The sequence below is a fragment of the Amycolatopsis palatopharyngis genome, from assembly GCF_003385185.1.
Taxonomy (GTDB): Bacteria; Actinomycetota; Actinomycetes; order Mycobacteriales; family Pseudonocardiaceae; genus Amycolatopsis; species Amycolatopsis palatopharyngis.
The window spans coordinates 84,122-107,281 of record NZ_PQHZ01000013.1 but is presented as its reverse complement, the minus strand read 5'-3'; the positions used below and the strand labels follow the sequence as shown (position 1 = coordinate 107,281).

Sequence of the window (23,160 nt, the reverse complement as noted above, 5' to 3'; positions counted from 1 at the left end):
CTGGGCGGCTCACGAACAGAGCCCAGCGACAACGGCGGGCATCGGGCTGGCGGGCACGGTCGGCTCGTCGCGCAGTTCGGCCGCCAGGTCGAACGTCGTCGCCACCAGCACCACCTGCCGGGTCCCGTCCGCCGTCGTCATCGAGACGCTGAGGTAGCCCGGCCCCGCGCCCGTGTTCCCCCAGATCGTCCGCTGTCTGCCGGGACACCGCAGTGGCCCGGTTTCCACGCCGAGCGCGTGGTGACCGTCCGGACCCGCCTCGCGGAGCAGGCGCTGCTCTCGCGGCGCCAGCAGCCTGCCACCGAACAACGCGCGGTGGAAGTCGGCGAGATCATCCACAGTGGACATCATGGCGCCCGCTGTCCAGTCGTAGGACGGGCTGAAGACGGACATGTCCTGCCCGGTCAGGTCGTAGCCGTGCAGGTGCCTGCCGTGGATGTACGGGTCGATGAGCGGGAAGGTGGTCCGGTTCAGGTGCAGTGGGCGCAGGATCCGGTCGCGGATCTCCCAGTCCGCGGCGTTGCCGGTGACCCGCTCGATGATCAGCCCCAGCAGCAGGTAGCCGGTGTTGGAGTAGCCGGTCTTCGCTCCGGGTGGGAACGAAGGCGGATCGACCAGCGAACGCCGGATCACCTCTCGCGGCGGATACACATGCCCCCGGTCCTGGTCGACGAGGTAAGGGTCGAAGAAGTGCGGATCGAGCGGATCGTGGATTCCGCTGGAATGCTCGAGCAGTTGCCGCACGGTGATCCGTTCCGGCTCGTAGCCACCGCCTCGCACCACGCCGGGCAGCACATCCGCGAGCGTGTCCGACAGCGACAGCCGTCCCTCGCCGACGAGTTGCAGCACCACGGTGGCGGTGAATGCCTTGGTGTTGCTGGCGATCCGAAAGCGGTGCTGTGCGGTGGCCGGCTCGCCAGTGGCCATGTCGGCCTTGCCCGCCGCCACCCTGCGTTCACGTGTGCCGTCCCTGACGTAGACCACGACAGCGGGAAAGCCCTGCCGCACCAACTCCTGCGCGGCCGCCCGGACCGCGTCCTGCCGATGGCCGGCGAAGGCCGGGGTGCTCGCCATGGCGAGAATCGCCACAGTCGTGACCACGGCGGCGAGCATGCTGCGTCGATTTCCGCGTCGATTCATCCGCTCAGCCTCGACGTTCATGCTCGGTTTGACCACGGTGCGAGCACGACCGTTCACGGTGGGGTCAGCCCCACCGGCAGCAGAACTTTGCGATAGACCTTGCACGTGACCGCTACAGCGCAGAGCATTGACGCCGTGACCGGGCTGCCTATCGCGCAAATCATCCCCTGGGGTGTCGCGACGCTGGCGGTCGTTGTCATGGCCGTGCTGCTGATCAAATCGCGGCGGCCGAGCAGTTTCGTCGATGATGCGGTGCTCGAGGCCGTGTACCTCATGTCCAAGGCCACCCCGGACCTTCGGCAGGGGCTCGACCAGGTCGCGGCCGACCGGATCACCACCCGCCTGCTGGAACTGCTCAAGTGTGTCGCGGTGGGCATCACCGACGCCGAGGGCACGCTGCTGTCCTGGGACGGCGAGGCCAACGACCACTACGTGGACCTGGTGGACGCGATCGGCACGACGATCCGCAAGCATCGCCGCGAGGTCGTGCCGCACGACAAGATGCCGTGCAACCACCGCGGCACCTGCCGGATGCGCACGGCCGTGATCGTGCCGCTGGTGGTCGAGGACAAAACCGAGGCCACGCTGATCGTCGTCGGCCGGACCAGGGGCAAGCGGCTCGTGCAGATGGCCGACGCCGTCGCGCAGTTCGTCTGCACCCACTTCGAACTCGCCCGGCTGGAGGAGTCCCGGCACCAGCTGCAGAACGCCGAGATCAAGGCGCTGCGGGCGCAGATCTCCCCGCACTTCGTCTACAACGCGCTGAACACCATCTCCTCGCTGATCCGCACCGATCCCGAGGAGGCGCGCGAGCTGCTGCAGGAGTTCGCCGACTTCACCAGGTACTGCTTCCGTAGCGACGGCATGTTCACCACCCTGTCGGACGAGCTGCGCAACATCGACCGGTACCTGACCATCGAGAGCGCGCGGTTCGCGGGCAGGCTGAACGTCCGGCTCAAGATCGCGCCCGAGGTGCTGTCGGTCGTGGTGCCGTTCCTGCTGATCCAGCCGCTGGTGGAGAACGCCGTCAAGCACGGTCTCGCCAAGAAACCGGGTGGCGGCACGGTCACCGTGACCGCGCAGGACTACGGCGCCGAGGCGTTGATCAGCGTCGAGGACGACGGCGTCGGTATGGATCCGGACCTGCTCGACGACATGCGCGACTCGAAGAGCAGTGCACACATCGGGCTCAGCGGGATCAACCGGCGGATGCGGCAGGTGTTCGCCGGTGAGTACGCACTGATGGTGGAGACCGCTCCTGGCGCGGGCATGAAGGTCACGATGCGGGTGCCCAAGTTCGTTCGCGGAGTACGCCCGGACATGCTGGCGCTGGCCGCGCAGGCGGATGCCGAGGAGCAGGAGCCCGCGGTTCCGCAGCAGACCGGCCGTGGAGCGGTCGCGGGCCGCCTGACCTGACCTCGCACTTTCCCGGGAAAGCGCGGTACCTCGCGTGTGCACCTACCGTCCCGGGAAAGCGCGCACGCTCGTCCCGGCACCTTCCAGCCCGTGGAGTACCCCAATGCCACATTGGGGACACTCAGCGCCCCCAATGCCACATTGGGGACATCCTGAAACGCACCCCGAGCGGCGCAACTCGCCTTCGCCGACCTCGCACTTTCCCGGGAAAGCGCGATACCACGCGTGTGCACCTACCGCGCTTTCCCGGGAAAGCGCGACTCACTCGGGTAGTACGGAACTCCCAGTACGCTGGTTCCATGAGCGTGACGGACCTACTGGCATCCCGGATTCCCAAGCTCGCCGAGCACCGTGACCGCGACGTCGTCGCCGTGGTGAAACTGCACGGGGTGATCACCCCGCAGCAGTCTCCACTGGGACGTGGCTCGATCAACCTCGCCGCGGTCGAGTCCGCGTTGACCAGGGCGTTCGATCATGACCGGCTACAGGCCGTCGCCCTGCAGATCAACTCCCCGGGCGGGGCGCCAACACAGTCCGGTCTCGTCGCCGAGCGCATCCGGCAGCTTGCCGACAAGCGGGGTGTTCCGGTCCTCGCCTTCGCCGAGGACGTCGCCGCATCGGGCGGCTACTGGCTGGCCTGCGCCGCGGACGAGATCTTCGCCCACCGCACATCCCTCGTCGGGTCGATCGGCGTGATCAGCGGCGGATTCGGCTTCACCGGGCTGCTGGAGCGGTTCGGTATCGAGCGCAGGCTGCACACGGCGGGGGAGAACAAGTCGCGGCTCGACCCGTTCAGCCCGGAGAAGCCGGAGGACGTCGAGTGGCTCGGCAAGCTGCACACCCAGCTGCACGATCTGTTCGTCGACTGGGTCAAGGAGCGCAGGGGTGAGCGCCTGGTCGAAGGCGAGGACCTGTTCACCGGCGATGTCTGGCTGGGCGCGAAGGCGGCCGAGCTGGGCCTGATCGACGGTGTCGGCAATCTTCGTGAAGTGCTGGCCCAGCGGTACCCGGACGCGACGATCACGGTCGCCGAGCCGAAGAAGCCCCTGCTCGCCAAGCTGGGAGTGGGCGCGCCTGCCGCGGCGCTGCTCGAAGCGGTGGAGACCAAGGCGACCTGGGCGCGGTTCGGCCTCTAGTGGTTACTTCCTGTCCCCGGCCACGGCGCCGGTTCGCCCGCTCGCGGTGTGGACATTGCGGCTCGTACCCGGCAGGATGCTTGTCACTGTGAGTGCTCATGATGACACCCAAAAGCTGTTGGTCCTCGCCGTGGACGACGAGCTTCCGGGGCTGAACCAGCTCAAGCACTGCCTGGACGAGAACCCGCATATCGGGCGGGTCATCCCGGCGGTGGATGCCTCGGAGGCGCTGCGCCTGCTCGGCACCGGGGACGAGGAGATCCGCTTCCGCAAGGAACGCGGCCTTCCTCCGGTCGACGCCGTCTTCGCCGACCTCGACATGCCCGGACTGTCCGGGATGGAGATGTCGCGCGTGTTCGCGTCGCTCAACCCCGCCCCGGTGCTGGTGTTCGTCACCGGTCACGCGGAAGAGGCGGTCAACGCGTTCGACCTCGGCGCGGTGGACTACGTCCTCAAGCCGTGCAGGCAGGATCGGCTGGACAAGGCCGTCGGCCGGGTGCTGCAGAAGATGCAGGCCACGCCGGTACGGGAACTCGCCCAGGGTGGCGAGTCGCCCCGGGCCGACGAGGAGGTGATCCCGGTCGAACTGGCCGGGACCACCAAGCTGATCCCGCGGTCGTCGGTCCGCTGGGTGGAGGCGCAGGGCGACTACGCCCGCCTCTACACCACGGAGGGCAGTCACCTGGTGCGGATCCCGCTCGCCCAACTGGAGGAACGCTGGGAGATGGCCGGGTTCGTCCGCATCCACCGCTCCTTCCTGGTGGCGTTGTCGCTGATCACCGAACTCCGTATGGGCCAGGGCGGCTACCAGGTGGTGATCGGCAACGAGGAGAAGGTGCTCCCGGTGAGCAGGCGGCACACGCGAGAACTGAAGGACAAACTGGTCGGTTCCTCCCGGGGCGGCTAGCCCGATGCGCGCCCAGGTCCACTCATGAGCGACCGGCACCGTGTGCGAGTCGGGTACGGCATTGAGCGAGGTGCGGCCCGCCGGCGAGTGAGGCAAGAGGCATGAGCGAGGACATCTACCGCGACGTCGGTGGCGTGCGTGAGCCCGACCCGACGCTGGGCAAGAACCTGAGCAGACTGCCGGAGCCGCCGACGGAGCAGATCCCCGCCGTCCCCAGCGAGCCGGAGCCGCCGCCGAAGGTGCGCCGGAAGAAGGTCGTCCTCGCCGACCCGCGCCAGCAGTCGCACACCCTGCGCGCACGGGTGGAGCTCGAGGAGCAGACCAGCTGGGGCGAGTTGCTGATCAAGGATCTGGTCAAGGTGCAGCTGCGCGCCTCGCTCTGGCTCGCCGTGCTCGTGCTCGGGGGGCTGGGTTCGCTGCCGCTGGCGTTCTATTTCTCGCCGACACTCGCCGGAGTCACGTTCATCGGGGTTCCGGTCTCGTGGCTGTTGCTCGGGGTCGCGCCGTTTCCCCTGCTGTTCGGCGTCGGGCTGTGGTACAACCGGCTCGCCGAGCGCTACGAGCGCGATTTCGTCGACATGATCGAAAACTGACTCCGGGACCCGGCCGGAAGCGGGTGTTCCCGCGGACCGGTCCGGCCCGGGCTAGCGAGGACGTAGTTGAACGTGTGGGCGTTGGTCAGCATGGCGCTGGTCGCCGCGATGACCTTCTACCTCGGTCACCGCTCGTCCCGCTTCGCCAACACCACGCACGACTTCCTCGTCGCCCGCCGTACCGTGCGCTCCCGCCGCAACGCGGCAGCCATCTCCGGCGAGTATCTCTCCGCCGCGTCCTTCCTCGGTGTGGCCGGCATCATCCTCAAGGAGGGAGCCGACGCCCTCTGGTACCCGATCGGCTTCACGGCGGGCTACCTCGCGCTGATGTTGTTCGTGGCCGCTCCGCTGCGGCGCTCCGGCGCGTACACGTTGCCCGACTTCCTCGAGGCCCGGCTGGGATCCCAGCGGCTGCGCACCGTCTCCACCTGGTTCGTCGCGGGTATCGGTGTTCTCTACATGGTGCCGCAGCTGCAGGGCGCCGGGCTTGCGATGACCACACTGATGCCTTCGGCCCCGGCCTGGCTCGGGGCTTCGGTGGTCACGTTGATCGTGGGTGTCAACGTGATCGGTGGTGGCATGCGGGCGATCACCGTCGTGCAGGCCTTCCAGTACTGGCTGAAGCTGTTCGCGATCGCGGTGCCCGCCTTCGTGCTGAGTGCGGTCTTCATCGCCGGCGGTGCGGGGGAGTCGGCCGGATCCCTCGGTTCTCCGGACGCCCCGAACTTCCCCGAGGAGACGACGGTGGCGGTGAAGACCGACGTCTCGCTGCAGGTCAGGTCGGAAACCCCGGTATGGACACCGGCCGAGGCGGCCAACCAGATGGTGTGGGTTCCTGGGTACGAGTACGAGGTCGAAGCGGGCACATCACTGCGTTTTCCGGCAGGCGCACCGGTGCCGGTGGTGCAGGCGGCCACCGCGGACAACTCGAGCTGGCTGCGGCCGAGTTCCGGCGGGACGCAGGGACTGCTCAGTACCTACTCGTTGATCCTCGCGACCTTCCTCGGCACGATGGGCCTGCCGCATGTGCTTGTGCGGTTCTACACCAACCCCGACGGCAAGGCCGCTCGGCGGACCACGGTGCACGTACTCCTGCTGCTCGGGCTGTTCTACCTGTTTCCGACCATCCTCGGAGCACTGTCGCGAATGTACGTCCCGCGGCTGCTGATGACCGAGCGGACGGACGCCGCGGTACTGCTGCTGCCCTCGGTCATCCTGCCGGGTATCGGCGGGCAGGTGCTCGGTGCGATCACCGCTGCAGGTGCGTTCGCGGCGTTCCTCGCCACCTCGTCCGGGCTGCTGGTGAGCGTCGCGGGCGTCGTCTCCACCGACGTGCTGCGCAAGGGCCGTGTCCGCGATTTCCGGCTGGCCGCGGTGCTGGTCGCGTTGATCGCCTGGGGTGTCGCCATCACGCTGGAGCCAACGGACCTCTCGTTGAGCGTCGGTATGTCGTTCGCGCTGGCCGCCTCCACGTTCTGTCCGTTGCTGGTGCTCGGCATCTGGTGGCGCAAGCTCACCTGGGCAGGTGCCATGGCCGGGATCTGCACCGGTGGCGGTCTGGTGGTCGCCGCGCTCGGGTTGAACGCCGTCAGTAACTACACCGGCGGATGGGCGCCGTGGTTCCTGGAGCAGCCCGCGTTGTTCACCGTGCCCGCCGCGTTCCTGATCACCGTCGTGGTCAGCCTCGGCACCGCGCGGAGCAGGCCGGACGATCTGAACCTGGTGATGCTGCAGTTACACGCACCCGACCCACTCGGATTCATGCGCGACCGCGCCATCGCCCGCTTCGGCAAAGCCGAGGAACGCGTACGCCTAGGCAAGGGCCGCCACCGCAAGTAACGCGCTTTCCCGGGAAAGCGCGAAGTCACCCCGCCCAGCCCCCACCGGTCCAGGGATGGTGTGTCTGCAAGTACCACCAAGCAAGATCCACTTGTGCCATAACTACCCCCAACCTGGACGACGACGTAACCGGGTTGGAGGTAGTTAGCGGCGTTGTCGATCTTGCTTGGGCGTACTTGCAGACGCTCCAACCTGGTGAGGGGCGCGCTCGGGGTTACCCGGGCACTGGGTGGGGTTTTACGCGCGGGACACGGATGTACGTGCGACGATGGGGGCGTGGTGAACCTTTCCGACGTGCCCATGGCCTCCGTGACCGAACTGCCCGCGGACCGCTTCTCACTGCTCGACGTGCGTGAGCACGACGAGTGGGCCGCCGGGCACGCTCCCGAAGCCGTGCACATTCCCCTCGGGGACCTGCCCGCCCGGCTCGACGAGCTGGCGACGCTGCCCGAGGACCAGCCCCTCTACGTCGTCTGCCGGACCGGTGGACGCTCCGCGCAGGCCGCCGCCTGGCTCAACGCGAACGGCTGGGACGCGGTCAACGTCGCAGGCGGCATGAAGTCCTGGCATACCGAGGGCCGGCCGCTGGTCAGCGACCACGAGGGCGCGGACCCAGAGGTGCTGTAGGCCGTGCCGGTCCCCACGCGCGTTCGCAGAGACAGGTCCTGACCGTGCAACCGGGCCACCCGCAGTACCCACCCATGCCGCCCCCGGGGCAGGGCGGTGGTGCCGTGCCGTACGGGGCACGGCCGCAGCCGGTCGCGTATCCGGCACCACAACCCGCGCCTCAGCGGACCCATCGCCCCCGGGCCAGGGTGCGCTGGGTGGCGACGGTGCCCCCTGGGGCGGCTCCGCGGCCGAGACCGGCACGTTCGCAGCCGTACACCGGCCCGCCCCGCTACCCCGTGATCCCGCGCTGGGGCTTTCCCAACCTGGTGTGGCGGTCGCCGACCGCCGTGCCGGGTACCGCGTCCGGCGGACCACAGCCGATGCAACGGCTGGTGCTCATCGCCAGGAACGTGAGCGCCGTGCTGTGGATCCTGGCCGCGCTCGCCCTGATCGCCGCCTGCGCCGAAGTGTGGCGCTACGTCCTGTTGGTACAGAGCAGGAACTCGGCGCTGAGCAGCGACGTCGTGGCCATGTCGGACGTGCTCGTGCTGATCGCGTCGATGCTGACGTTCGTGATGGCCGCGTTCGGGTTCGCCGGGACCGTGTGGTGGCTGTTCGTCGCGCGCACAGCGGCCGCCGAGGAGTCCGGCGCCGCGCCTGCCCGGCCGTCCTGGCAGGTGTTCGTCGGGACGATCGCGCCCGGCCCCAACCTGGTGCTGGCTGGCCCGATCCTCGCCGAACTGGAACACGCGGTGCTGCGCAAGCCGGTCGCCGAGCGCCCCCGCCCGTCCCGGCTGGTCCTGACCTGGTGGGGCGCTTGGGTCGGCAACGGACTGCTACTGCTGCTGATGGTCTTATGGCGGACAAGAGACGGGGTGCAGGCGCAGGCGGACGGGGTTCTGCTGAACGCCGTCGTCGATCTCTCAGCTGTGCTGCTGACCGTGCTGACCGCCCTGGTCGTCGGCCGTTTCACCCGCCTGCTGGCGCCGATCGGCGCGTTGTCGCCTCGGCAGCGCCCACGCGTGCTGAGCGTCAGCGGCGCTCCCGAACCGGTACGCCAGGAGCGGCCCGTCACGGCCACGCGGTAGTCAGGCGACCGGGAGGGTGCGCAGCCCGCGGATGACGAACTCGGCCCTGCGCTCGGGTTCGGCTGCGAGTCCCAGTCCGGGCAGGCGGCGGGTCAACGCGCCCAGCGCCGCGGCGATCTCGATGCGGGCCAGTGGAGCGCCGACGCAGTAGTGGATGCCGCCACCGAAGCCGAGGTGCGGGTTGGGCGTGCGACCGACGTCGAGGGTGTCGGGATCGGCGAACACCTCGGGGTCACGGGCGGCGGCACCGAGCAGGGCTGCGATCTTCTCGCCCTCGCCGACACGGCAACCCGCGATCTCGACGTCCTTCGTGGCCGTGCGCTCGAACAGCTGTAGCGGCGAGTCGAAGCGGATGAGCTCCTCCGTCGCGGTGGGCAGCAGGCCGGGATCGGCCACCAGGCGATCCCACTGCGCACGGTGGGTCAGCAGGGCGGCCACACCATTGCCGATGACGTTCACGGTCGCCTCATGGCCCGCCATCAGCAGCAGCACCGCCGTCGCCACGACCTCGTCACCAGTGAGTTCGCTCGCCACCAGGTGACTCACCAGGTCCTCGCCCGGCTGGCGGGCCCTGCTTCCGGCCAGGTCCCGCAGGTAGCCCGCGAACTCGCCCGCGGCTCGCTCGGCGGCATCGCGCTGGTCCTCGGGCAGCCCGTACTCGTACATCTTCACGATGGCGTTGGACCACGGGACCAGCAGCGGACGATCGGCGGGCGGCACGTCCAGCAGTTCCGCGATCACCTCGACCGGCAACGGCGCGGCCAAGTGCTCGAGCAGGTCGGCCTGCCCGTCCGCGGCGATGTGCTCGACGAGCATGCCGACCATGCCCTCGGCCAGTGCCTCCACGGTTGGTCGCAGCCGTTCCACGTGCCCACGGGCGAAGGCCGAGGACACCAACTTGCGCAGCCGGGTGTGTGCGGGCGGCTCGTTCTCCAGCAGCGAGTTGCGGTGCAGCAGATTGAACGAGACGAACCGGTCGGCTGGCGTGGCGTCGGTCCAGATCCGGCCGAGACCGCGATGCCGAAGTACTGCCGAAGCCGCGCCGTGGGAGACCGCGACGGCCAGTCCGAGTCCGTCGTGGTGGTGCACCTCGCCCTCGGCTCGCAGTGCGGCGAACGCCGGATACGGGTCGGTGAGAAACTCGGGATCGCGGGGGTCGAACATCCGGTGACTGTAGCCGCGGCCCGATTCCGTGGACCAGTGTGCGCTTGTCGCTGCCAGCGGACCGGCGGCCGCTGATCTTGTGCTCGCCGAGCTGGCTGGTGCACCCGCAGGCCGGGATCCCTCCGCGCGTTAGGTAGCGTCTGCCGGGACGTCAGCAAGGAGGCGACATGGGCAAGGGTGCGCGCAAGAAGGGTCCCAAGAAGGACTCGACGCGGAAGCCGAAGGTGCGCGATGTGTTCGTCGGGCGGCCGTTCGAGGGGCTCGCGGCCGAGCCCGAGCTGATCGCGCTGCGCGAGTTCGTCCCGTCCGCCACCGCCCGGCTGTCACTCAAGGACAGTCCGGACAGGACGGTGACGCTGGCGACCGTGCTGCCGATGGCCGCGGCGGGTTTCGTGCGTACTGACGGGGAGATCTTCGTCGGCATGCAGGTGCAGACCCGGTCCTCCGACATCAGTCGTGACCTCGGCCGTTCCCTGCGCTGGGCGCTGGAGGCCAAGGAGGGCGACGTTCTCTCCGTGCCGGACACCACCAGCCCGCCGGAGCAGGGAGAGCGCCTGCAGGACCTGCTGGTGCCCGAGGCCGAGCTCGACATCACCCTGCACAAGGACTTCTCCTGGTGGTTGCCGGAGGACGCGGATGCGACCGGTGACATCGCCATGTCCCTGGAACGCGCCAACGCCGCGATCATGCCCACCGAGCGGATCGGGCCCGCCGCCTACTGGGTGGAGGCCGGGGACAAGGCGCACCTGCGCTGGGTCTGGCCGGAGCAGGAGAACGTGCTGCTCCAGGCGCTGGCCCGGTTGTCGGCCGCGGGCGAGATCGGCCTCGGCGAAGGGTCTCGCTACGCCGGGTCCTTCCGCGCACACGGCCTGCTGGTCCCGGTGTGGGACCTCGACCCCGAGGCGCACGCCAGGGAGTGGGAGGAGCCGGCCGGTCGGCTCGGGGAGCGGTTGACCGCGGCGGTGAAGTCGCTGGACAGCGAGCCGCTCAATGCCACTGAGCGCCGGGCGCGCGACGGTCTGGTCGGCCGCCAGCTCACCCTGCGCTGAATCCGGACGCGATGATCCTGCACATCTGCCCGCGAGGCGAATGGGCCGCCGTTCCCGCCGGCGGCGAGTACCGCACGGCCTCGCTGGATGACGCAGGCTTCATCCACTGTTCGGAGCGCGGGACCGTGCACCTGCCCGCGAACCGGCTCTACGCGGGCCGAACCGACCTGCTGCTGCTGGAGGTCGACCCCGCTTTGGTCGACGCCGAGGTGCGTTGGGAGCCTGCCGACCCACCCGCGCCGGGCATGCCCTGGTTCCCGCACGTCTACGGGCCGCTGCCGCGTGCCGCGGTCGTCGCGGCGCATCCGTTCCCACCCGATACCGACGGTTCCTTCCGATTGCCGGAGGCGCTGGCGCTCGGTTGACCGGTCCGCGTTACCGTGACCGCGATCAGCTCCTTATCGTTCGATGATGAGGAGCTTTCGGTGGATTGCTTTCCGCCACAGCGGCTACTCGCGAATGGGTCGACAAGCGGTGGAGATGCGTGCGCGTCCCTGACGTGCGTCGCGTGATCACCCTCATCTGCATAGGCGACACTGTGTGTAGAACACTGCGCGCCGAGAGAGAGGACAGGCGGTGCACGGCGAACTCACGGACTTCGGCGAGTTCGTTGAGGCCAGCCTTCCGGGGTTGCTGCGATACGGGCACGCACTGACCGGCAATCCGCACGACGCCGCCGACCTCGTGCAGACCGTGCTGGAGAAGATCGGTTCGCGCTGGACCCATGTGCAACGCAAGACGGGGGACCCGCTCGCCTACATCCGCCGGTCAATGGCCAACGCCCACATCAGCCGCTGGCGCCGGCTGCGCCGGGAAAGCCTGGTCGCGGACGTTCCGGAGTCCCGATCGGTCACTCCTGCGGACCCGTTCGAGCACGAACCGTTGTGGCAGGCGTTACGCGCACTCCCGCCGAGGCAACGTGCGGTCATCGTGCTGCGTTATTACGAAGGACTGTCCGAGGCGGAAATCGCCGATTCGCTCGGTATCAGCACGGGAACCGTGAAGAGCCAGGCGAGTAAGGCGGTCGCCTCGTTGCGGACCAAGCTGACGGCTGCCGACGAGCCAGGAGGGAGGGAACCATGAGCGAGAACGCCGAAGACCCGCTCGGCGACGAACTCCGCACGCTGTTCGCCGACGGCCGGCTGGACCTGCACCCGACGCCCGACGCTCGCGCGTCGATCGTTTCCGGCGCGCGGCGGGTACGCAGGCGGCGCGCCGCGCTCACCGGTGGCGGCGGTGCTGCTGCCGTCGTCGCGCTGGTGGCCGGTGCGGTACTGCTCAACAACCGGCCCCCAGCTGAGGACGCGTCACCGGCCGGCACCGGCACTGCGCTGGCCATCGAGTCCGGCTCGCCCGCCATCGCGCCCCCCGAGTTCACCTCACCGAGCTTTACCCCCGTCCCGCCCCCCGAAGTGCAGGACGAGCCCCGCACCGATGCCACCGCGGAGGCGAAAGATTCGGTCACCGAGCAGGTCGTTCCATCGTCGGAGCCGAGCAGCGAGGCGCTTCAGTCGCCGGTACTCGGCCCGGACGGCTATCGCGGGCTCAAGCTGGGGATGTCGTTCTCCGACGCCACAGCGACCGGAGAGTTGGCCGCGGGCAAGGAAACACCGCCCCCGCCGGAGGGCTGCGGGATCTACGAGCTGACCGAGGGCGACTCGGCGGTGCGGGAGGTCGTGGTCTCGGCCGAACGGGGAATCGTGACCTTCAGTGCCTCGGGTGCGCGAACGCCGGAGGGGATCGGCGCGGGATCCTCTCTGGACCAGGTGCAGCAGGCCTACCCGGAAGCCGAGTCCGGCTCGGCCACCTACTCGACGCCGACCGGTGGCGGCGGTAGTTATGTGTTCTACGTGGCCGACGAGCAGGTGGACTCGCTACAGCTGATCGCGCCCGACGTCCCCTGCTGAGCTCAGCGCACACGATCAAGGCCACCCCGGCACGTGGGAACGCGGCGAGGTGGCCCTGACGGTATGGCGGGAGCCGTTCTCAGATCGTGCCGCCCGCGACCGGGGGCATGGTCGGGTCTTCGCCGCCGTCACCGACGGACTCGCGGTGCAGAAATGCCTCGACGTCGAACAGGTTGCCGTTCGAGCGCCGGACGATCTTGAGCAGCGAGTCCATCTGTGCGACTTCCTCGACCTGCTCCTTGAGGAACCACTGCATGAACTGCTCACCCTGGTAGTCGTCCTCGGCGCGGGCCGCCTTGGCGAGGGTTTTGATATCCGCGGCGACCTCCTTCTCCTGGTCGAGGGCGAGCTGAACGAGTTCGGCGACGTCAGAGAAGTCGTTGCGGACCTCTCCAGTGCCCGGAATCTCCACGTGGTGGTCGGTGTCCATCATGTACTGGACGAGTGCCATGGCGTGGTTGCGCTCTTCTTTTGCCTGCTTGTAGAAGTGCTTCGCGAGCTGGGGGAGGTCCTCGTTGTCGAACCAAACGGCCAGCGCGATGTACTGCTGGGAGGCGTTGAACTCGTTGTGCACCTGCCCCTGCAGTAGCTCGTAGAACTTGGAACGCGGTTGCTTCTTCGTGAGGGCCATGCTCCAAATATAAGGGAAATCGGTGGCAGAATTCCAGTCGAATCTAGTGACGTGACCCCTATTAGTGTATCCTTTGTGAGCGAAGGTAAAACTAATTATGTTTAGGCTATCCTAATAACCGAAAGACATTCATTAACTCTTTCCGGTGGTTATTAGGTTAGCCTCCCTTATTCTTATCGAATCGGGTCTCGCGTTACCGGGCAGGACATGCAGCGCGGGCCGCCGCGCCCCGAGCCGAGTTCCGAGCCGGCGATTCGCACCACCTCGATGCCGGCGTCTTCGAGCCGCGCGTTCGTCTCCACATTGCGTTCGTAACCGACCACCACACCCGGCGCCAGCGCGAGAGTGTTGTTGCCGTCGTCCCATTGCTCGCGTTCCGCGGTCACCGGGTCGAGGCCGGTGTCGATGACCCGCAGCCGGTCGATGCCCATCGCCTCGGCCGCGGCCGAGAGGAACGGTGCGGGACCGTCCACGCGAACCGATTCCTTGCCCGCGTGCTCGTCGGGCCGCAGCGTGTACGCCACCAGCGACTCCCGGGCCAGCGGATACATCACCACCGCGTCCTTGTCGACCATCGTGCAGACGGTGTCCAGGTGCATCGTCGCTCTGCTCTGCGCGATCGGCACGACCAGCACGGTGTGGGCGATGCCGTCGGTGAACACCGAACGGGCCAGGGACTCCGCCCCTGCCGCACTCGTGCGCTCGCCCACGCCGACGGCGAGCACGCCGGGTGCCAGCAACAGCACATCCCCGCCCTCGATGGGTGCCGAGTGCGCCCCGTACGCGCGACCGCTGCCCTGGAACCGCGGATGGTAGGCGTAGATGAGGTCGAGCAACGCCGTTTCCCGCTCCCGTGCGGGCATGGCAAGCGAGGAGATGGCGGCCCTGTCGCCGATCCACACCGAGGAGTCACGGGTGAACAGCAGGTTCGGCAGCGGCGCTACCGCGAAGTCGTGCGGGTGATGCATTTTGCGGACCAGCGAGGGAGTCTCCGCGGCAGGCAGCTCCTCGAAGGTCGCGCCGGACATCAGCACCTCGGCCAGCGTCGCCGAATCCACCTTCCCGAGGTGTGCACGTAGCGAATCGGCCAGATCCGTGCCCAGCCGCTTGCTGTCCACCGCGGCGTGCACGCCCGCCGCGTGCGCTCGCGGATCGTCGAGCGCGCCACGCAGCACCTCGGCCAGCAGCAGGACCTCGACACCCCGGTTGCCGAGCACGTCGGCGAAGGCGTCGTGCTCCTGCTGTGCCCGGTCCACCCAGGGGATCGAGTCGAACAGCAGCTGGTCGTTGTTGCGTGGGGTGAGGCGTTTGAGTTCGTTGCCCGGCCGGTGCAGCAGCACAGTGCGCAACGGGCCGACCTCGGAGTCCACGCGGGGCTTCGGTTCCTGAGAGCTGTTGGAAGTCACGGCGCCAGCGTAATGATTCGGCGAGTGGTACGCGGGTGACGAAACGAGACCGCGTGGCGGCGTATCGGACGACGACGCGGCGCCACGAGTTTCGACGGAATTGAACGCCTCAAGCGCGATTCGTTGCGCTGGGCGTCACGTTCACGGGAGCCAGCTCACCCGGCCACGAAGCAGGGCGTACCCGACGAACGCGACGATGTCGAGCAGGGTGTGTGCCACGACGAGCGGCCAGATCCTGTTGGTGCGCTGCCAGAGCCGGCCGAAGATCAGACCCATCACGAGGTTTCCGACGAACCCGCCGAAGCCTTGGTACAGATGATAGGAACCGCGCAGCACGGCGGAGATCAGCAGAGCGGAGTTCTCCCGCACACCGAGCTGCCGGAGCCGGGTGAGTAGGTAACCCACCACCAGCATCTCCTCGGCGAAGGAGTTGCCGAATGCGGACAGGGTGAGCGTTATCGGCCGCCACCACGTCTCGTCCAGTGTGGACGGTTGTACCGTCAGATTGATCCCCAGCTGCCACCCGATGAGGTACAGCGCGAGGCCGGGAAGTCCGATGAGAGCGCTGAGGCCGACGCCCCACAGCAGATCCCGCCGAGGGTGCCCGCGGTCCAGTCCGATCTCGGCGAGTCGCATCCCGCCGCGCCACAGCAGGTACACCCCTAGGGCTCCCCAGCCGACGAGCTGCGTCGCGCTGAGCAGTTGCTTGAGCAGATCGATCAGGTCAGCGGTGGCCTGCGGCACATTGATGGCGACCCGTTGCTCGGCCAACGGTTCGGGACGTAACAGAGAGTCCACAAGGGAAAGCAGACTGCGCACACCGGACAGTCCCAGAGTGATCGAGAAGACGAGAATGACCTCGATGAGCACGCCGCGTCGCTGCGCCGGATCGGTCAGCGGGACCGGCTCCGCAGGACGCGGCGGGTTCAGCCAGCGGCGGGTTGTGTTGAACACCGCCGCACGGTATCCCAGCACCAGAAGCCCTGGTCAGGTGGCTAGATGGGGCAATCGACGCCGATTTGGAGGATGATGGTTGGTCAAAACGTTACTGCCAGGGTTTAGGGTTCCACGGCGAACGTAAGAACGTAGCCACACAGATCCGTGGGGGAGCGGATCGCAGCGAAAGGGAGGACTTTCTCGTGGCGACAACATCGGATCCAGGGGCCGCGGCTCCTCCAGGTCCGAAAAAGAAGTGGCACGAAACGATCGCGCCGAGGGTCTTCTGGCCCTCTGCGGTAATTATCGCGGTGTTCGTGCTGTTCACGGTGATCTTTCCGGACACCATGGGCGACGCGATCAACGCCGTTCAGGACTCGATCATCGGTACCTTCGGCTGGTACTACACGCTGATCGTCTCCGGGTTCGTGGTCTTCGCGCTCTGGATGGGGCTCGGTCACTTCGGTGACATCAAACTCGCGCCGAAGGACGAGGAACCGGAGTTCAAGCTCACGTCCTGGTTCGCGATGCTGTTCGCGGCCGGAATGGGTATCGGCCTGGTGTTCTGGGGAGTGGCGGAGCCACTGAACCATTTCGCCAGTCCGAAGCCGGGTGTCGAAGGCACGCAAGCCGAGCTGGCCCAGCAGTCGCTGGTACAGACGTTCCTGCACTGGGGCCTGCACCCCTGGGCGATCTACGTGGTGGTCGGCCTCGCCGTCGCCTACGCGATCCACCGGAAGAACCGGCCGGTCTCCATTCGCTGGGCCCTCGAGCCGTTGCTCGGTAGCCGGGTCAAGGGCTGGATCGGTGACGTGATCGACATCGCCGCGATCGTCGGCACGCTCTTCGGTGTGGCGACCTCGCTCGGTCTCGGCGTGTTGCAGATCGCCTCCGGCCTCGACTTCATCGGTCTCGTCAGCAACCCGGGTAACTGGACCTACATCATCCTGATCGGCGGCATCACCACGCTGGCGATCGTCTCGGTGGTCACCGGTCTGAAGAAGGGCATCAAGTGGCTGTCGAACACCAACATGGTGCTCGCCGGCGCGCTGATGCTGTTCGTGTTGATCGCGGGTCCGACCCTGTACATCTTCCGGGAGTCCGTGCAGTCGGTCGGGCTGTACTTCCAGAACCTGTTCCGCCTGAGCTTCGACACCACGGCACTGCAGGGTTCGGAAGGTCAGGACTGGCAGGGCAGCTGGGCCACCTTCTATTGGGGCTGGTGGATCTCCTGGGCGCCCTTCGTCGGCGTCTTCATCGCCCGTATTTCCCGCGGGCGTACGGTCCGCGAGTTCGTCGCGGGCGTGCTGCTGGTTCCCACCACCATCACCTTCATCTGGTTCACGGTCTTCGGCGGAACGGCGCTGTACCGGGAGCTCTTCGGTGGCGGTGGCCTGGTCGGCGCGGACGGCAGCGTGGACACGAACGGCTCGCTGTTCGGCCTGCTGGACGGGCTGCCCGGCGGCTCGGTGGTCGTGATCGGCGCGATCATCCTGATCGTGCTGTTCTTCGTCACCTCGTCGGACTCCGGTTCGCTGGTGGTGGACATGCTCGCCTCCGGTGGCGACCCGGAGCCACCCAGGTGGAGCCGCGTGTTCTGGGCGGCGGCCGAGGGACTGGTGGCCATCGCGCTGCTGCTCGCGGGCGGGCTCAGCGCGTTGCAGATCGCCGCGATCATCATCGCGTTGCCGTTCAGTGTGGTGATGCTGGGTATGTGTGTGGCGACCTGGAAACAGTTCAGCGCCGAACGCGCGGTCATGCTCCGCATCCAACGCAGGCTGCAGCGCGATGAACTCACCGAGCACGTCTCGCAGAGCCTGATCGAGGACGGGCTGGTCGAACCGAACGGCGATTCCGTCGACGACGGGAGCACGACCAAGGCCAAGACGAAGACCTGATCTTCGCCATCCGGCCTGCAGGGCCCCGGGCGCGTTTCGAATTCGGAGCGCACCCGGGGCTTTTTGCGTTCGGGCCGGTAGTCCGGCGAGGAATTACGCTCGGGCCATGGCACAGACTCCGAATATCGCGACCACCGACCGGGTCGGCCGGGCCGAACTGCTCGAGTTCCTTCGCGACCGGCACCGGTCGATCCTGTCCACCAGCCGGGCCGACGGCAGGCCCCAGCTCTCGCCGGTTACCAATGGGGTCGACTCCGAGGGACGCATCGTGATCGCGACCTATCCGATGCGGGCCAAGGTCCGCAACGCCCGCCGTGAACCCCGTGTGGCGCTCTGCGTGCTCTCCGACGAGTGGAACGGTCCCTGGGTGCAGTTGGAAGGCGTCGCGGAGGTGCTGGATCTGCCCGAGGCCGTGGAACCGCTGGTCGAGTACTTCCGCAGTATCTCGGGTGAGCACCCGGACTGGGACGAGTACCGCGAGGCGATGCGCAGGCAGGGCAAGAGTCTGCTGCGGGTGCGCATCGAGAGCTGGGGTCCGATCGCCACCGGCGGTTTCCCGCCCGAACTGGTCTGAGCCGCCCGCCTACCCCGGCTGGCGCAGGAACGGACAGCCAACGAGTCTGCGCAACTCGACGGCGAGTTCCGCCGGACTGCTGACCGCCCGGGAGAAGGCGAGCCGCACGTCGTGATCACCGGCCTCGGCCTCCACCCGCAGGCGCAGGCCGAACCGGTCGACGCCGAGCGGGCGGATGCGCCCGCCCCGCAGCTCCTCCGGCAGATGCCGGGCGAGCTGGTCGACCACATCCGCGTGTGCGGACTCCAGATGCCGCAGCCACTCCGCCTCGTAGGTGGCGAACGGGTCGGGCGTGGCCGCGCTGAACATGTGCGGCCGAAGCGAGTGGGTGCCCTCCGCGTCCGCGAGCACCAGTGATGCGGGGGTCAGCCTGAGGACGCTCAGTCCGTGGCCGACGTCGAGCAGGCGCGGATCGGGACGGTCGTCGACGATCGAGACGGCTCGCGCCCTGGCGGCCCGCTCGTCGAGTCTGCGTAGCCAGCCGGTGATCCAGAGCAGCCCGCGGATCGGTTCGCGCAGGTCGACCGGTGCCCGATCGGTCAGTTCGAGCATCACGGCGACCTCGGCCCTGCCCGCGGCACCGGTCGCGTGCACCAGATCGTGGTCGTCGGGCAGCAGCACACTGACGCTGCCGCTGGCGTGCACGTGGTGCAGCACCGGCGAGACGCGTGAGTCACCACCGGGGCGTTCCGCGGCGGGCATCAGTATCGCGGGGCCGCCGCGGCTGGCGATGGTCTTGGCGCGCTCGGCCGGAAACGGCGCCGGCGGGCGACGGGTCTGTGTCTCGGTCACCACTCACCTCCTACTTAGGTGAGCCTAACCTAGGTGCAGGGGGAGCGGAAGGGCTCGATGTCTGCCAAGCCCTCTCAGTCTCAGCGGACGGTTCGCCGGTACCAGACCTGCCGTTCGCCACTGGGTAGTGCGATTCGGGAGATGAGCGTCGTCAGGACCGCGCCGATGGCGAGCCACAAGAGCGCTGCGAGCCCCTCGTTCAGCAACACCTGCAGGTTCTCGTCGGCCGGGGTGAACAGGTTGTCCAGGCCGAGGGTGATCCCGCCGGCCCAGTCGGTGATGAATCGGGCGAAGGAGTTGTCCGGATTCGCATCGCCGATCACCAACAGGATGTGGATGGCCAGCACCGCGGCGAAGATGCCGCAAACGACACTGATGATCGTGTTGAGGACACGGACGGCACGCAGTCGGCCGGTACCGCGCTCGACGTATTCGGCGCGTTCCTGGCCTTCGTAAGGTTCTGGATTCGCCATACCCCAGTTTCCCATATGGCCGCTCTTCCTGCCGGTTCGTGGCGGCCGCCACGGGTCAGCCGGGACCGCGGCCGGACCAGGTCCAGGCGTAGCCCGGGTCCTCGGCGGCTTCGGCGGCCTCACCGAGGTCCAGCGGGGCGAACGTGTCCACCATGACCGCCGTCTCGTCGAAGAACTCCGCACCGATCGAGCCCTCCGCGGCGCCGGGCTGCGGCCCGTGGGTGAAGCCGGAAGGGTGCAGTGACATCGACCCGATGCCGATGCCCGAGCCCTTGCGGGCCTCGTAGTCGCCGCGCACGTAGAACATCAGCTCGTCGGAGTCGACGTTGGCGTGGTTGTACGGCACCGGGATCGACAACGGGTGGTAGTCCACCTTGCGCGGGCAGAACGAGCACACCACGAAGTTCGGGCCCTCGAAGGTCTGGTGCACGGGCGGCGGCTGGTGCACGCGACCGGTGATCGGCTCGAAGTCGTCGATGTTGAACACCCACGGATAGAGGCAGCCGTCCCACCCGACGACGTCGAACGGGTGGTTCGCGTAGGTGTAGCGCGTGAGGCCCCCGCGGTGACGCACCAGCACGTCGACGTCCGTGCCCTCGGCGAGCAGCAGCCCGACCGGCCCGCGCAGGTCGCGTTCGCAGTACGGCGCGTGTTCGAGGAACTGGCCCTTCGCCGAGAGGTAGCGCTTCGGCGGCCCGATGTGCCCGCGTGCCTCGAGGATCAGCAGCCGGACGGTTCCGTCGCCGGCGCCCCGGCCCGAGGCGTGCGGTACGACCCGGTAGGTGCACGAGGTCGGGATGACGACGTAGTCACCGTCACCGACGTCCAGCGCGCCGTAGATCGTCTCGACCGTCGCGGCGCCGCCCTGTACGTACAGCAGCTCGTCGCCCATCGCGTTGCGGTAGAGCGGGCTGGGTTCGGCCGCCACGGCGAAGGCGATGGTGACGTCGGAGTTGGCGAACATCCGCCTGCGTCCGGTCACCGCGTCGGCGTCACCGGCGAACTTGAGGTCCTGGGTGCGGTAGCTGCGCGGCTTGAGCGGGTGGTTGGGCCGCAGTGGGCCGCGCTCGTCCGCCACGGCGACGGCGTTCACGATCGCGGTCGGCAGGTTGCGGTGGTACAGCAGCGCGGAGTCGGCGGAGAAGCCCTCGACCCCCATCAGCTCCTCCGCGTACAGGCTGCCCTGTGGTGACCGGAACTGCGTGTGGCGCTTCGCCGGAATCTCGCCGACCTGTCGATAGAACGGCATCGGACCCTCCTCCAGATACGACCAGATGCGTTCGCTGCACGGACACTGTTGTCCTCATGTCGTACGCTACTAGCGTGTCAGTCGTGTCAAGCGCTGTGGAACTCCCGCCACCCGGCCCCCGTGGAATCCCGCCCCTGCTCGCGCGCCTTGTCGACGACTCGGCGCTGTTCCCTCCAGGCAACGCCGCCATGCCCGAAGCACTGCGGGCGCACTTCGAGGCAAGGGGAGGTGAGCACGCCGGAGTTCTCGGGGTGTTCCTCTGCCAAGCCTCCCGATTGCCCGAGCTGATCACCGAACTGATCAAGGTGCGTCCGACCAAGCCGCTGCCGCTGTCGTTGATCATCGACACCGGCCTCGGCGGAGTGCCGAAGGCGATTTCGATCGTCGAATCACGCAGCGAGCTGCTGGCGCTGCGGATGGTCGAGATGCCCGCCCCTTCGGACGTGGACGAGGTGTGGCTGGAACGGGTCTCGGAATTCGTGCCAGAGGATGTCGAGCGGGTGGTCGAGCCGCGCCGCGGGGTCGGCTGGCTTGACGGCGTGCGCAACGTGATCGAGCACGGCAGCTGGCCGAAGATCCGCTGCGGCGGCCTGTCCAGTGAGAACTTCCCGAGCGTCGACGAGGTCGCCGACTTCCTCTCCGTGGTGAGCACCGTCTCCGGTGCCTCCTTCAAGGCGACGAACAGCCTGCACCGCGCGGTACGGCACGCCGATCCCGACACTGGATTCACCCATCACGGGTTCCTCAACCTGCTGGTGGCCTCGGCCCGGTGTCTCTCGGGCGGGAACGTGCGTGAGGCGCTGGAGGTCACCGACGGCGAAGCGCTCGCCGCCGAGGCGGCCGACCTTTCGGCGGACGCGGCCAAGGCCGTGCGGGCCCTGTTCGCCTCCTACGCCTCGGCGACGTTCGACGAGCCGATCGCCGACCTGAAGGGGCTCGGGCTGCTGTGAGCAGGGAGAGCTCGCTGACACTGGATCGCGGGCTCGCCCTGCTCCAGGCCGTTGCCGATGCCGGTGGCGAGGCAGCGACGATCTCCGAGCTCGCTGTGACCATCGGCGCGAGCCGTGCTGCCGTCTACCGGCTGCTGGTTCCGCTCTCCGAACGCGGGCTGGTGTGGCGCGACGGCAGCAAGGTGCGCCTCGGCGTCGGCCTGCTCCGGCTGGCGGGGCAGGTGCTGCCGCAGTTGCGCCAGGCCGCCCAGCCGGTGTTGCGCGAACTCGCCGAGGGGGTGGGCGCCACGGCGCACCTCTCGGTGGCCGAGGGGGACCAGGTCCAGGCGGTAGCGGTCGTCGAGCCGACCTGGACGAGCTTTCACGTCGCTTATCGGGTCGGAAGCAGGCACCCGGTCTCCCGTGGTGCGGCGGGCAAGGCGCTCACGCTGCGCCAGGGCGGTAAACAGTGGGTGCGCACGACCGGCGAGCTGCAGGCCGGCGCTGTGGGCATCGCGGCACCCGTGCGCGGGGTACCCGGCCTGCGCGCCAGCGTCGGGGTGGTCTCGCTCGACCCACTCGAGGCGGCCACGGTGGGCCCCCAGGTAGTCACAGCCGCAACCAACCTGGCAAAAACCCTGTCCCCAACCCCACCCCAACCCCAATCCCCAGTCCGCCCCTGACCCAGCCCGGTTGGGATGTCTGCAAGTACGCCCAAGCAAGATCCACTTGTGCCATAACTACCGCCAAGCGGCCCGGGGAGCTCAGGCCAGTGTCTGCCAGAGGGCGAATGCGGCGAACCCGGCGAACGCGAACCCGGCAACGCGCTGCAGCAGCTTGGGGCGCAGCCTCCCCCGCAGCTTGTGCCCGATGACGACGGCCAGTCCTGCGACGGTCGCCATCCCGAGGAACGCGCCGATGCCGACCGGAATCGGCTGCGCGAATCGCGCCGTGAGGCCCGCTGTGGCGAGCTGGGAGGCATCGCCCCACTCGGCGGCGAAGAGCACACCGAACGACGTCATCGCCGAGCGCAGGAACGGCAGTGGGTGGGGGCCGGTGCGGGCAGCGTCGGCACCGCTGTCGTCGGCTTCGGTGAACCCTTCGCGGAGCAACATGTACGCACCGAGGCCGAACATCGCCGCCACCACGGCCGATACCAGGCTCTCCGGTAACAATGTGAGCACGCTGCCGAACGCGACCGCGATCACAGCTTGCAGGGCAAAAGCGATACCGACGCCGACGAGGACCGGTAATGCGCGGAAACGGGTGGTCAGGACCAGGGTGGCGACCATGGTCTTGTCCGGCAGTTCCGCCACCAGTACCAGCGCAAACGTGCTGGCCAGAGCCAGCAGTGCGGTCGACATCGAAGATCCACGCCCCTTTCACTTCCACGATAAAGGGGATAACGAAAAATGCCTAGTACA

At 68.1% G+C, this 23,160-nt stretch carries 24 protein-coding genes; 15 read left to right on the top strand and 9 right to left on the bottom strand.

Features of this window, described 5'->3' with window-relative positions; all coding sequences use genetic code 11:
* Positions 1-9: 9 nt before the first annotated feature.
* Complete coding sequence (locus D0C15_RS12970) at positions 10-1,140, bottom strand: serine hydrolase domain-containing protein (RefSeq protein ID WP_245975735.1); 1,131 nt, start codon at positions 1,138-1,140, stop codon at positions 10-12.
* A 126-nt stretch (positions 1,141-1,266) separates the two neighbouring features.
* Between D0C15_RS12970 and D0C15_RS12965 the strand changes: the two genes are divergently transcribed.
* The 7 genes from D0C15_RS12965 (at position 1,267) to D0C15_RS12935 (ending at position 8,728) form a co-directional block, all read left to right on the top strand.
* Positions 1,267-2,556: a sensor histidine kinase gene (locus D0C15_RS12965; protein ID WP_116044682.1), complete on the top strand. Its 1,290-nt coding sequence runs from the start codon at positions 1,267-1,269 to the stop codon at positions 2,554-2,556.
* Between the two features lie 299 nt (positions 2,557-2,855).
* Positions 2,856-3,692, top strand: coding sequence for a S49 family peptidase (locus tag D0C15_RS12960; protein WP_116044567.1), 837 nt, complete (start codon positions 2,856-2,858; stop codon positions 3,690-3,692).
* Between the two features lie 76 nt (positions 3,693-3,768).
* Positions 3,769-4,599: a LytR/AlgR family response regulator transcription factor gene (locus D0C15_RS12955; protein WP_116044565.1), complete on the top strand. Its 831-nt coding sequence runs from the start codon at positions 3,769-3,771 to the stop codon at positions 4,597-4,599.
* Positions 4,600-4,700: 101 nt separating this feature from the next.
* On the top strand, positions 4,701-5,192 hold the full coding sequence (locus D0C15_RS12950; RefSeq protein WP_116044563.1) for a 6TM ABC transporter family protein: 492 nt from the start codon (positions 4,701-4,703) through the stop codon (positions 5,190-5,192).
* 90 nt (positions 5,193-5,282) lie between these two features.
* A complete protein-coding gene (locus D0C15_RS12945; protein WP_116044680.1) occupies positions 5,283-7,031 on the top strand; it encodes a sodium/solute symporter in 1,749 nt (582 codons plus the stop codon).
* Positions 7,032-7,331: 300 nt separating this feature from the next.
* A complete protein-coding gene (locus D0C15_RS12940) occupies positions 7,332-7,658 on the top strand; it encodes a rhodanese-like domain-containing protein (protein WP_170161338.1) in 327 nt (108 codons plus the stop codon).
* 188 nt (positions 7,659-7,846) lie between these two features.
* Positions 7,847-8,728 (top strand): DUF4328 domain-containing protein, encoded by an 882-nt coding sequence (locus D0C15_RS12935; RefSeq protein WP_425455383.1) that lies wholly within the window; start codon positions 7,847-7,849, stop codon positions 8,726-8,728.
* Here D0C15_RS12935 and D0C15_RS12930 read toward each other — a convergent pair whose 3' ends face one another.
* Positions 8,729-9,892, bottom strand: a complete 1,164-nt coding sequence (locus D0C15_RS12930; protein WP_116044559.1) for a cytochrome P450 — start codon at positions 9,890-9,892, stop codon at positions 8,729-8,731. It lies immediately after the preceding gene.
* 167 nt (positions 9,893-10,059) lie between these two features.
* On the opposite strand from D0C15_RS12930, the gene D0C15_RS12925 reads away from it, so the two are divergent.
* The 4 genes from D0C15_RS12925 to D0C15_RS12910 all read left to right on the top strand — a co-directional run bounded on the left by D0C15_RS12925 (position 10,060) and on the right by D0C15_RS12910 (position 12,848).
* Positions 10,060-10,941 carry a DUF5926 family protein gene (locus tag D0C15_RS12925; protein WP_116044557.1) on the top strand — a complete coding sequence of 294 codons (882 nt, stop codon included), beginning with the start codon at positions 10,060-10,062 and terminating at the stop codon, positions 10,939-10,941.
* An 11-nt stretch (positions 10,942-10,952) separates the two neighbouring features.
* On the top strand, positions 10,953-11,306 hold the full coding sequence (locus D0C15_RS12920) for a DUF952 domain-containing protein (RefSeq protein WP_116044555.1): 354 nt from the start codon (positions 10,953-10,955) through the stop codon (positions 11,304-11,306).
* Between the two features lie 211 nt (positions 11,307-11,517).
* Positions 11,518-12,024, top strand: coding sequence for a SigE family RNA polymerase sigma factor (locus D0C15_RS12915; RefSeq protein WP_116044553.1), 507 nt, complete (start codon positions 11,518-11,520; stop codon positions 12,022-12,024).
* Complete coding sequence (locus tag D0C15_RS12910) at positions 12,021-12,848, top strand: hypothetical protein (RefSeq protein ID WP_116044551.1); 828 nt, start codon at positions 12,021-12,023, stop codon at positions 12,846-12,848. Before D0C15_RS12915 ends, D0C15_RS12910 begins: the two co-directional genes overlap by 4 nt.
* A 79-nt stretch (positions 12,849-12,927) precedes the next feature.
* On the opposite strand, the gene D0C15_RS12905 is transcribed toward D0C15_RS12910, so the two are convergent.
* The 3 genes from D0C15_RS12905 to D0C15_RS12895 all read right to left on the bottom strand — a co-directional run bounded on the left by D0C15_RS12905 (position 12,928) and on the right by D0C15_RS12895 (position 15,839).
* On the bottom strand, positions 12,928-13,479 hold the full coding sequence (locus tag D0C15_RS12905; protein ID WP_162830063.1) for a ferritin: 552 nt from the start codon (positions 13,477-13,479) through the stop codon (positions 12,928-12,930).
* Positions 13,480-13,652: 173 nt separating this feature from the next.
* Complete coding sequence (locus D0C15_RS12900) at positions 13,653-14,885, bottom strand: arginine deiminase (RefSeq protein WP_116044547.1); 1,233 nt, start codon at positions 14,883-14,885, stop codon at positions 13,653-13,655.
* A 141-nt stretch (positions 14,886-15,026) separates the two neighbouring features.
* On the bottom strand, positions 15,027-15,839 hold the full coding sequence (locus D0C15_RS12895; RefSeq protein WP_116044676.1) for a CPBP family intramembrane glutamic endopeptidase: 813 nt from the start codon (positions 15,837-15,839) through the stop codon (positions 15,027-15,029).
* Between the two features lie 185 nt (positions 15,840-16,024).
* Here D0C15_RS12895 and D0C15_RS12890 point away from each other — a divergent pair, with 185 nt between their 5' ends.
* Together D0C15_RS12890 and D0C15_RS12885 are read left to right on the top strand one after the other, a co-directional pair.
* Positions 16,025-17,719, top strand: a complete 1,695-nt coding sequence (locus D0C15_RS12890; protein ID WP_116044546.1) for a BCCT family transporter — start codon at positions 16,025-16,027, stop codon at positions 17,717-17,719.
* Positions 17,720-17,825: 106 nt separating this feature from the next.
* Positions 17,826-18,293, top strand: a complete 468-nt coding sequence (locus D0C15_RS12885; protein ID WP_116044543.1) for a PPOX class F420-dependent oxidoreductase — start codon at positions 17,826-17,828, stop codon at positions 18,291-18,293.
* Between the two features lie 9 nt (positions 18,294-18,302).
* Here the strand turns inward: D0C15_RS12885 and D0C15_RS12880 are convergent, their stop codons facing one another.
* The 3 genes from D0C15_RS12880 to D0C15_RS12870 all read right to left on the bottom strand — a co-directional run bounded on the left by D0C15_RS12880 (position 18,303) and on the right by D0C15_RS12870 (position 20,807).
* On the bottom strand, positions 18,303-19,085 hold the full coding sequence (locus D0C15_RS12880) for a DUF2470 domain-containing protein (RefSeq protein WP_116044541.1): 783 nt from the start codon (positions 19,083-19,085) through the stop codon (positions 18,303-18,305).
* Between the two features lie 80 nt (positions 19,086-19,165).
* Positions 19,166-19,558 (bottom strand): hypothetical protein, encoded by a 393-nt coding sequence (locus D0C15_RS12875; RefSeq protein ID WP_116044674.1) that lies wholly within the window; start codon positions 19,556-19,558, stop codon positions 19,166-19,168.
* Positions 19,559-19,613: 55 nt separating this feature from the next.
* Positions 19,614-20,807: a homogentisate 1,2-dioxygenase gene (locus tag D0C15_RS12870; RefSeq protein WP_116044538.1), complete on the bottom strand. Its 1,194-nt coding sequence runs from the start codon at positions 20,805-20,807 to the stop codon at positions 19,614-19,616.
* Positions 20,808-20,902: 95 nt separating this feature from the next.
* On the opposite strand from D0C15_RS12870, the gene D0C15_RS12865 reads away from it, so the two are divergent.
* Together D0C15_RS12865 and D0C15_RS12860 are read left to right on the top strand one after the other, a co-directional pair.
* Positions 20,903-21,757, top strand: coding sequence for a hypothetical protein (locus tag D0C15_RS12865; protein WP_162830065.1), 855 nt, complete (start codon positions 20,903-20,905; stop codon positions 21,755-21,757).
* Positions 21,754-22,419, top strand: a complete 666-nt coding sequence (locus D0C15_RS12860; protein WP_116044536.1) for an IclR family transcriptional regulator — start codon at positions 21,754-21,756, stop codon at positions 22,417-22,419. The genes D0C15_RS12865 and D0C15_RS12860 overlap by 4 nt, the downstream gene beginning before the upstream one ends.
* Before the next feature lie 81 nt (positions 22,420-22,500).
* Here the strand turns inward: D0C15_RS12860 and D0C15_RS12855 are convergent, their stop codons facing one another.
* Positions 22,501-23,100, bottom strand: coding sequence for a TMEM165/GDT1 family protein (locus tag D0C15_RS12855; protein ID WP_116044533.1), 600 nt, complete (start codon positions 23,098-23,100; stop codon positions 22,501-22,503).
* Positions 23,101-23,160 lie beyond the last annotated feature (60 nt).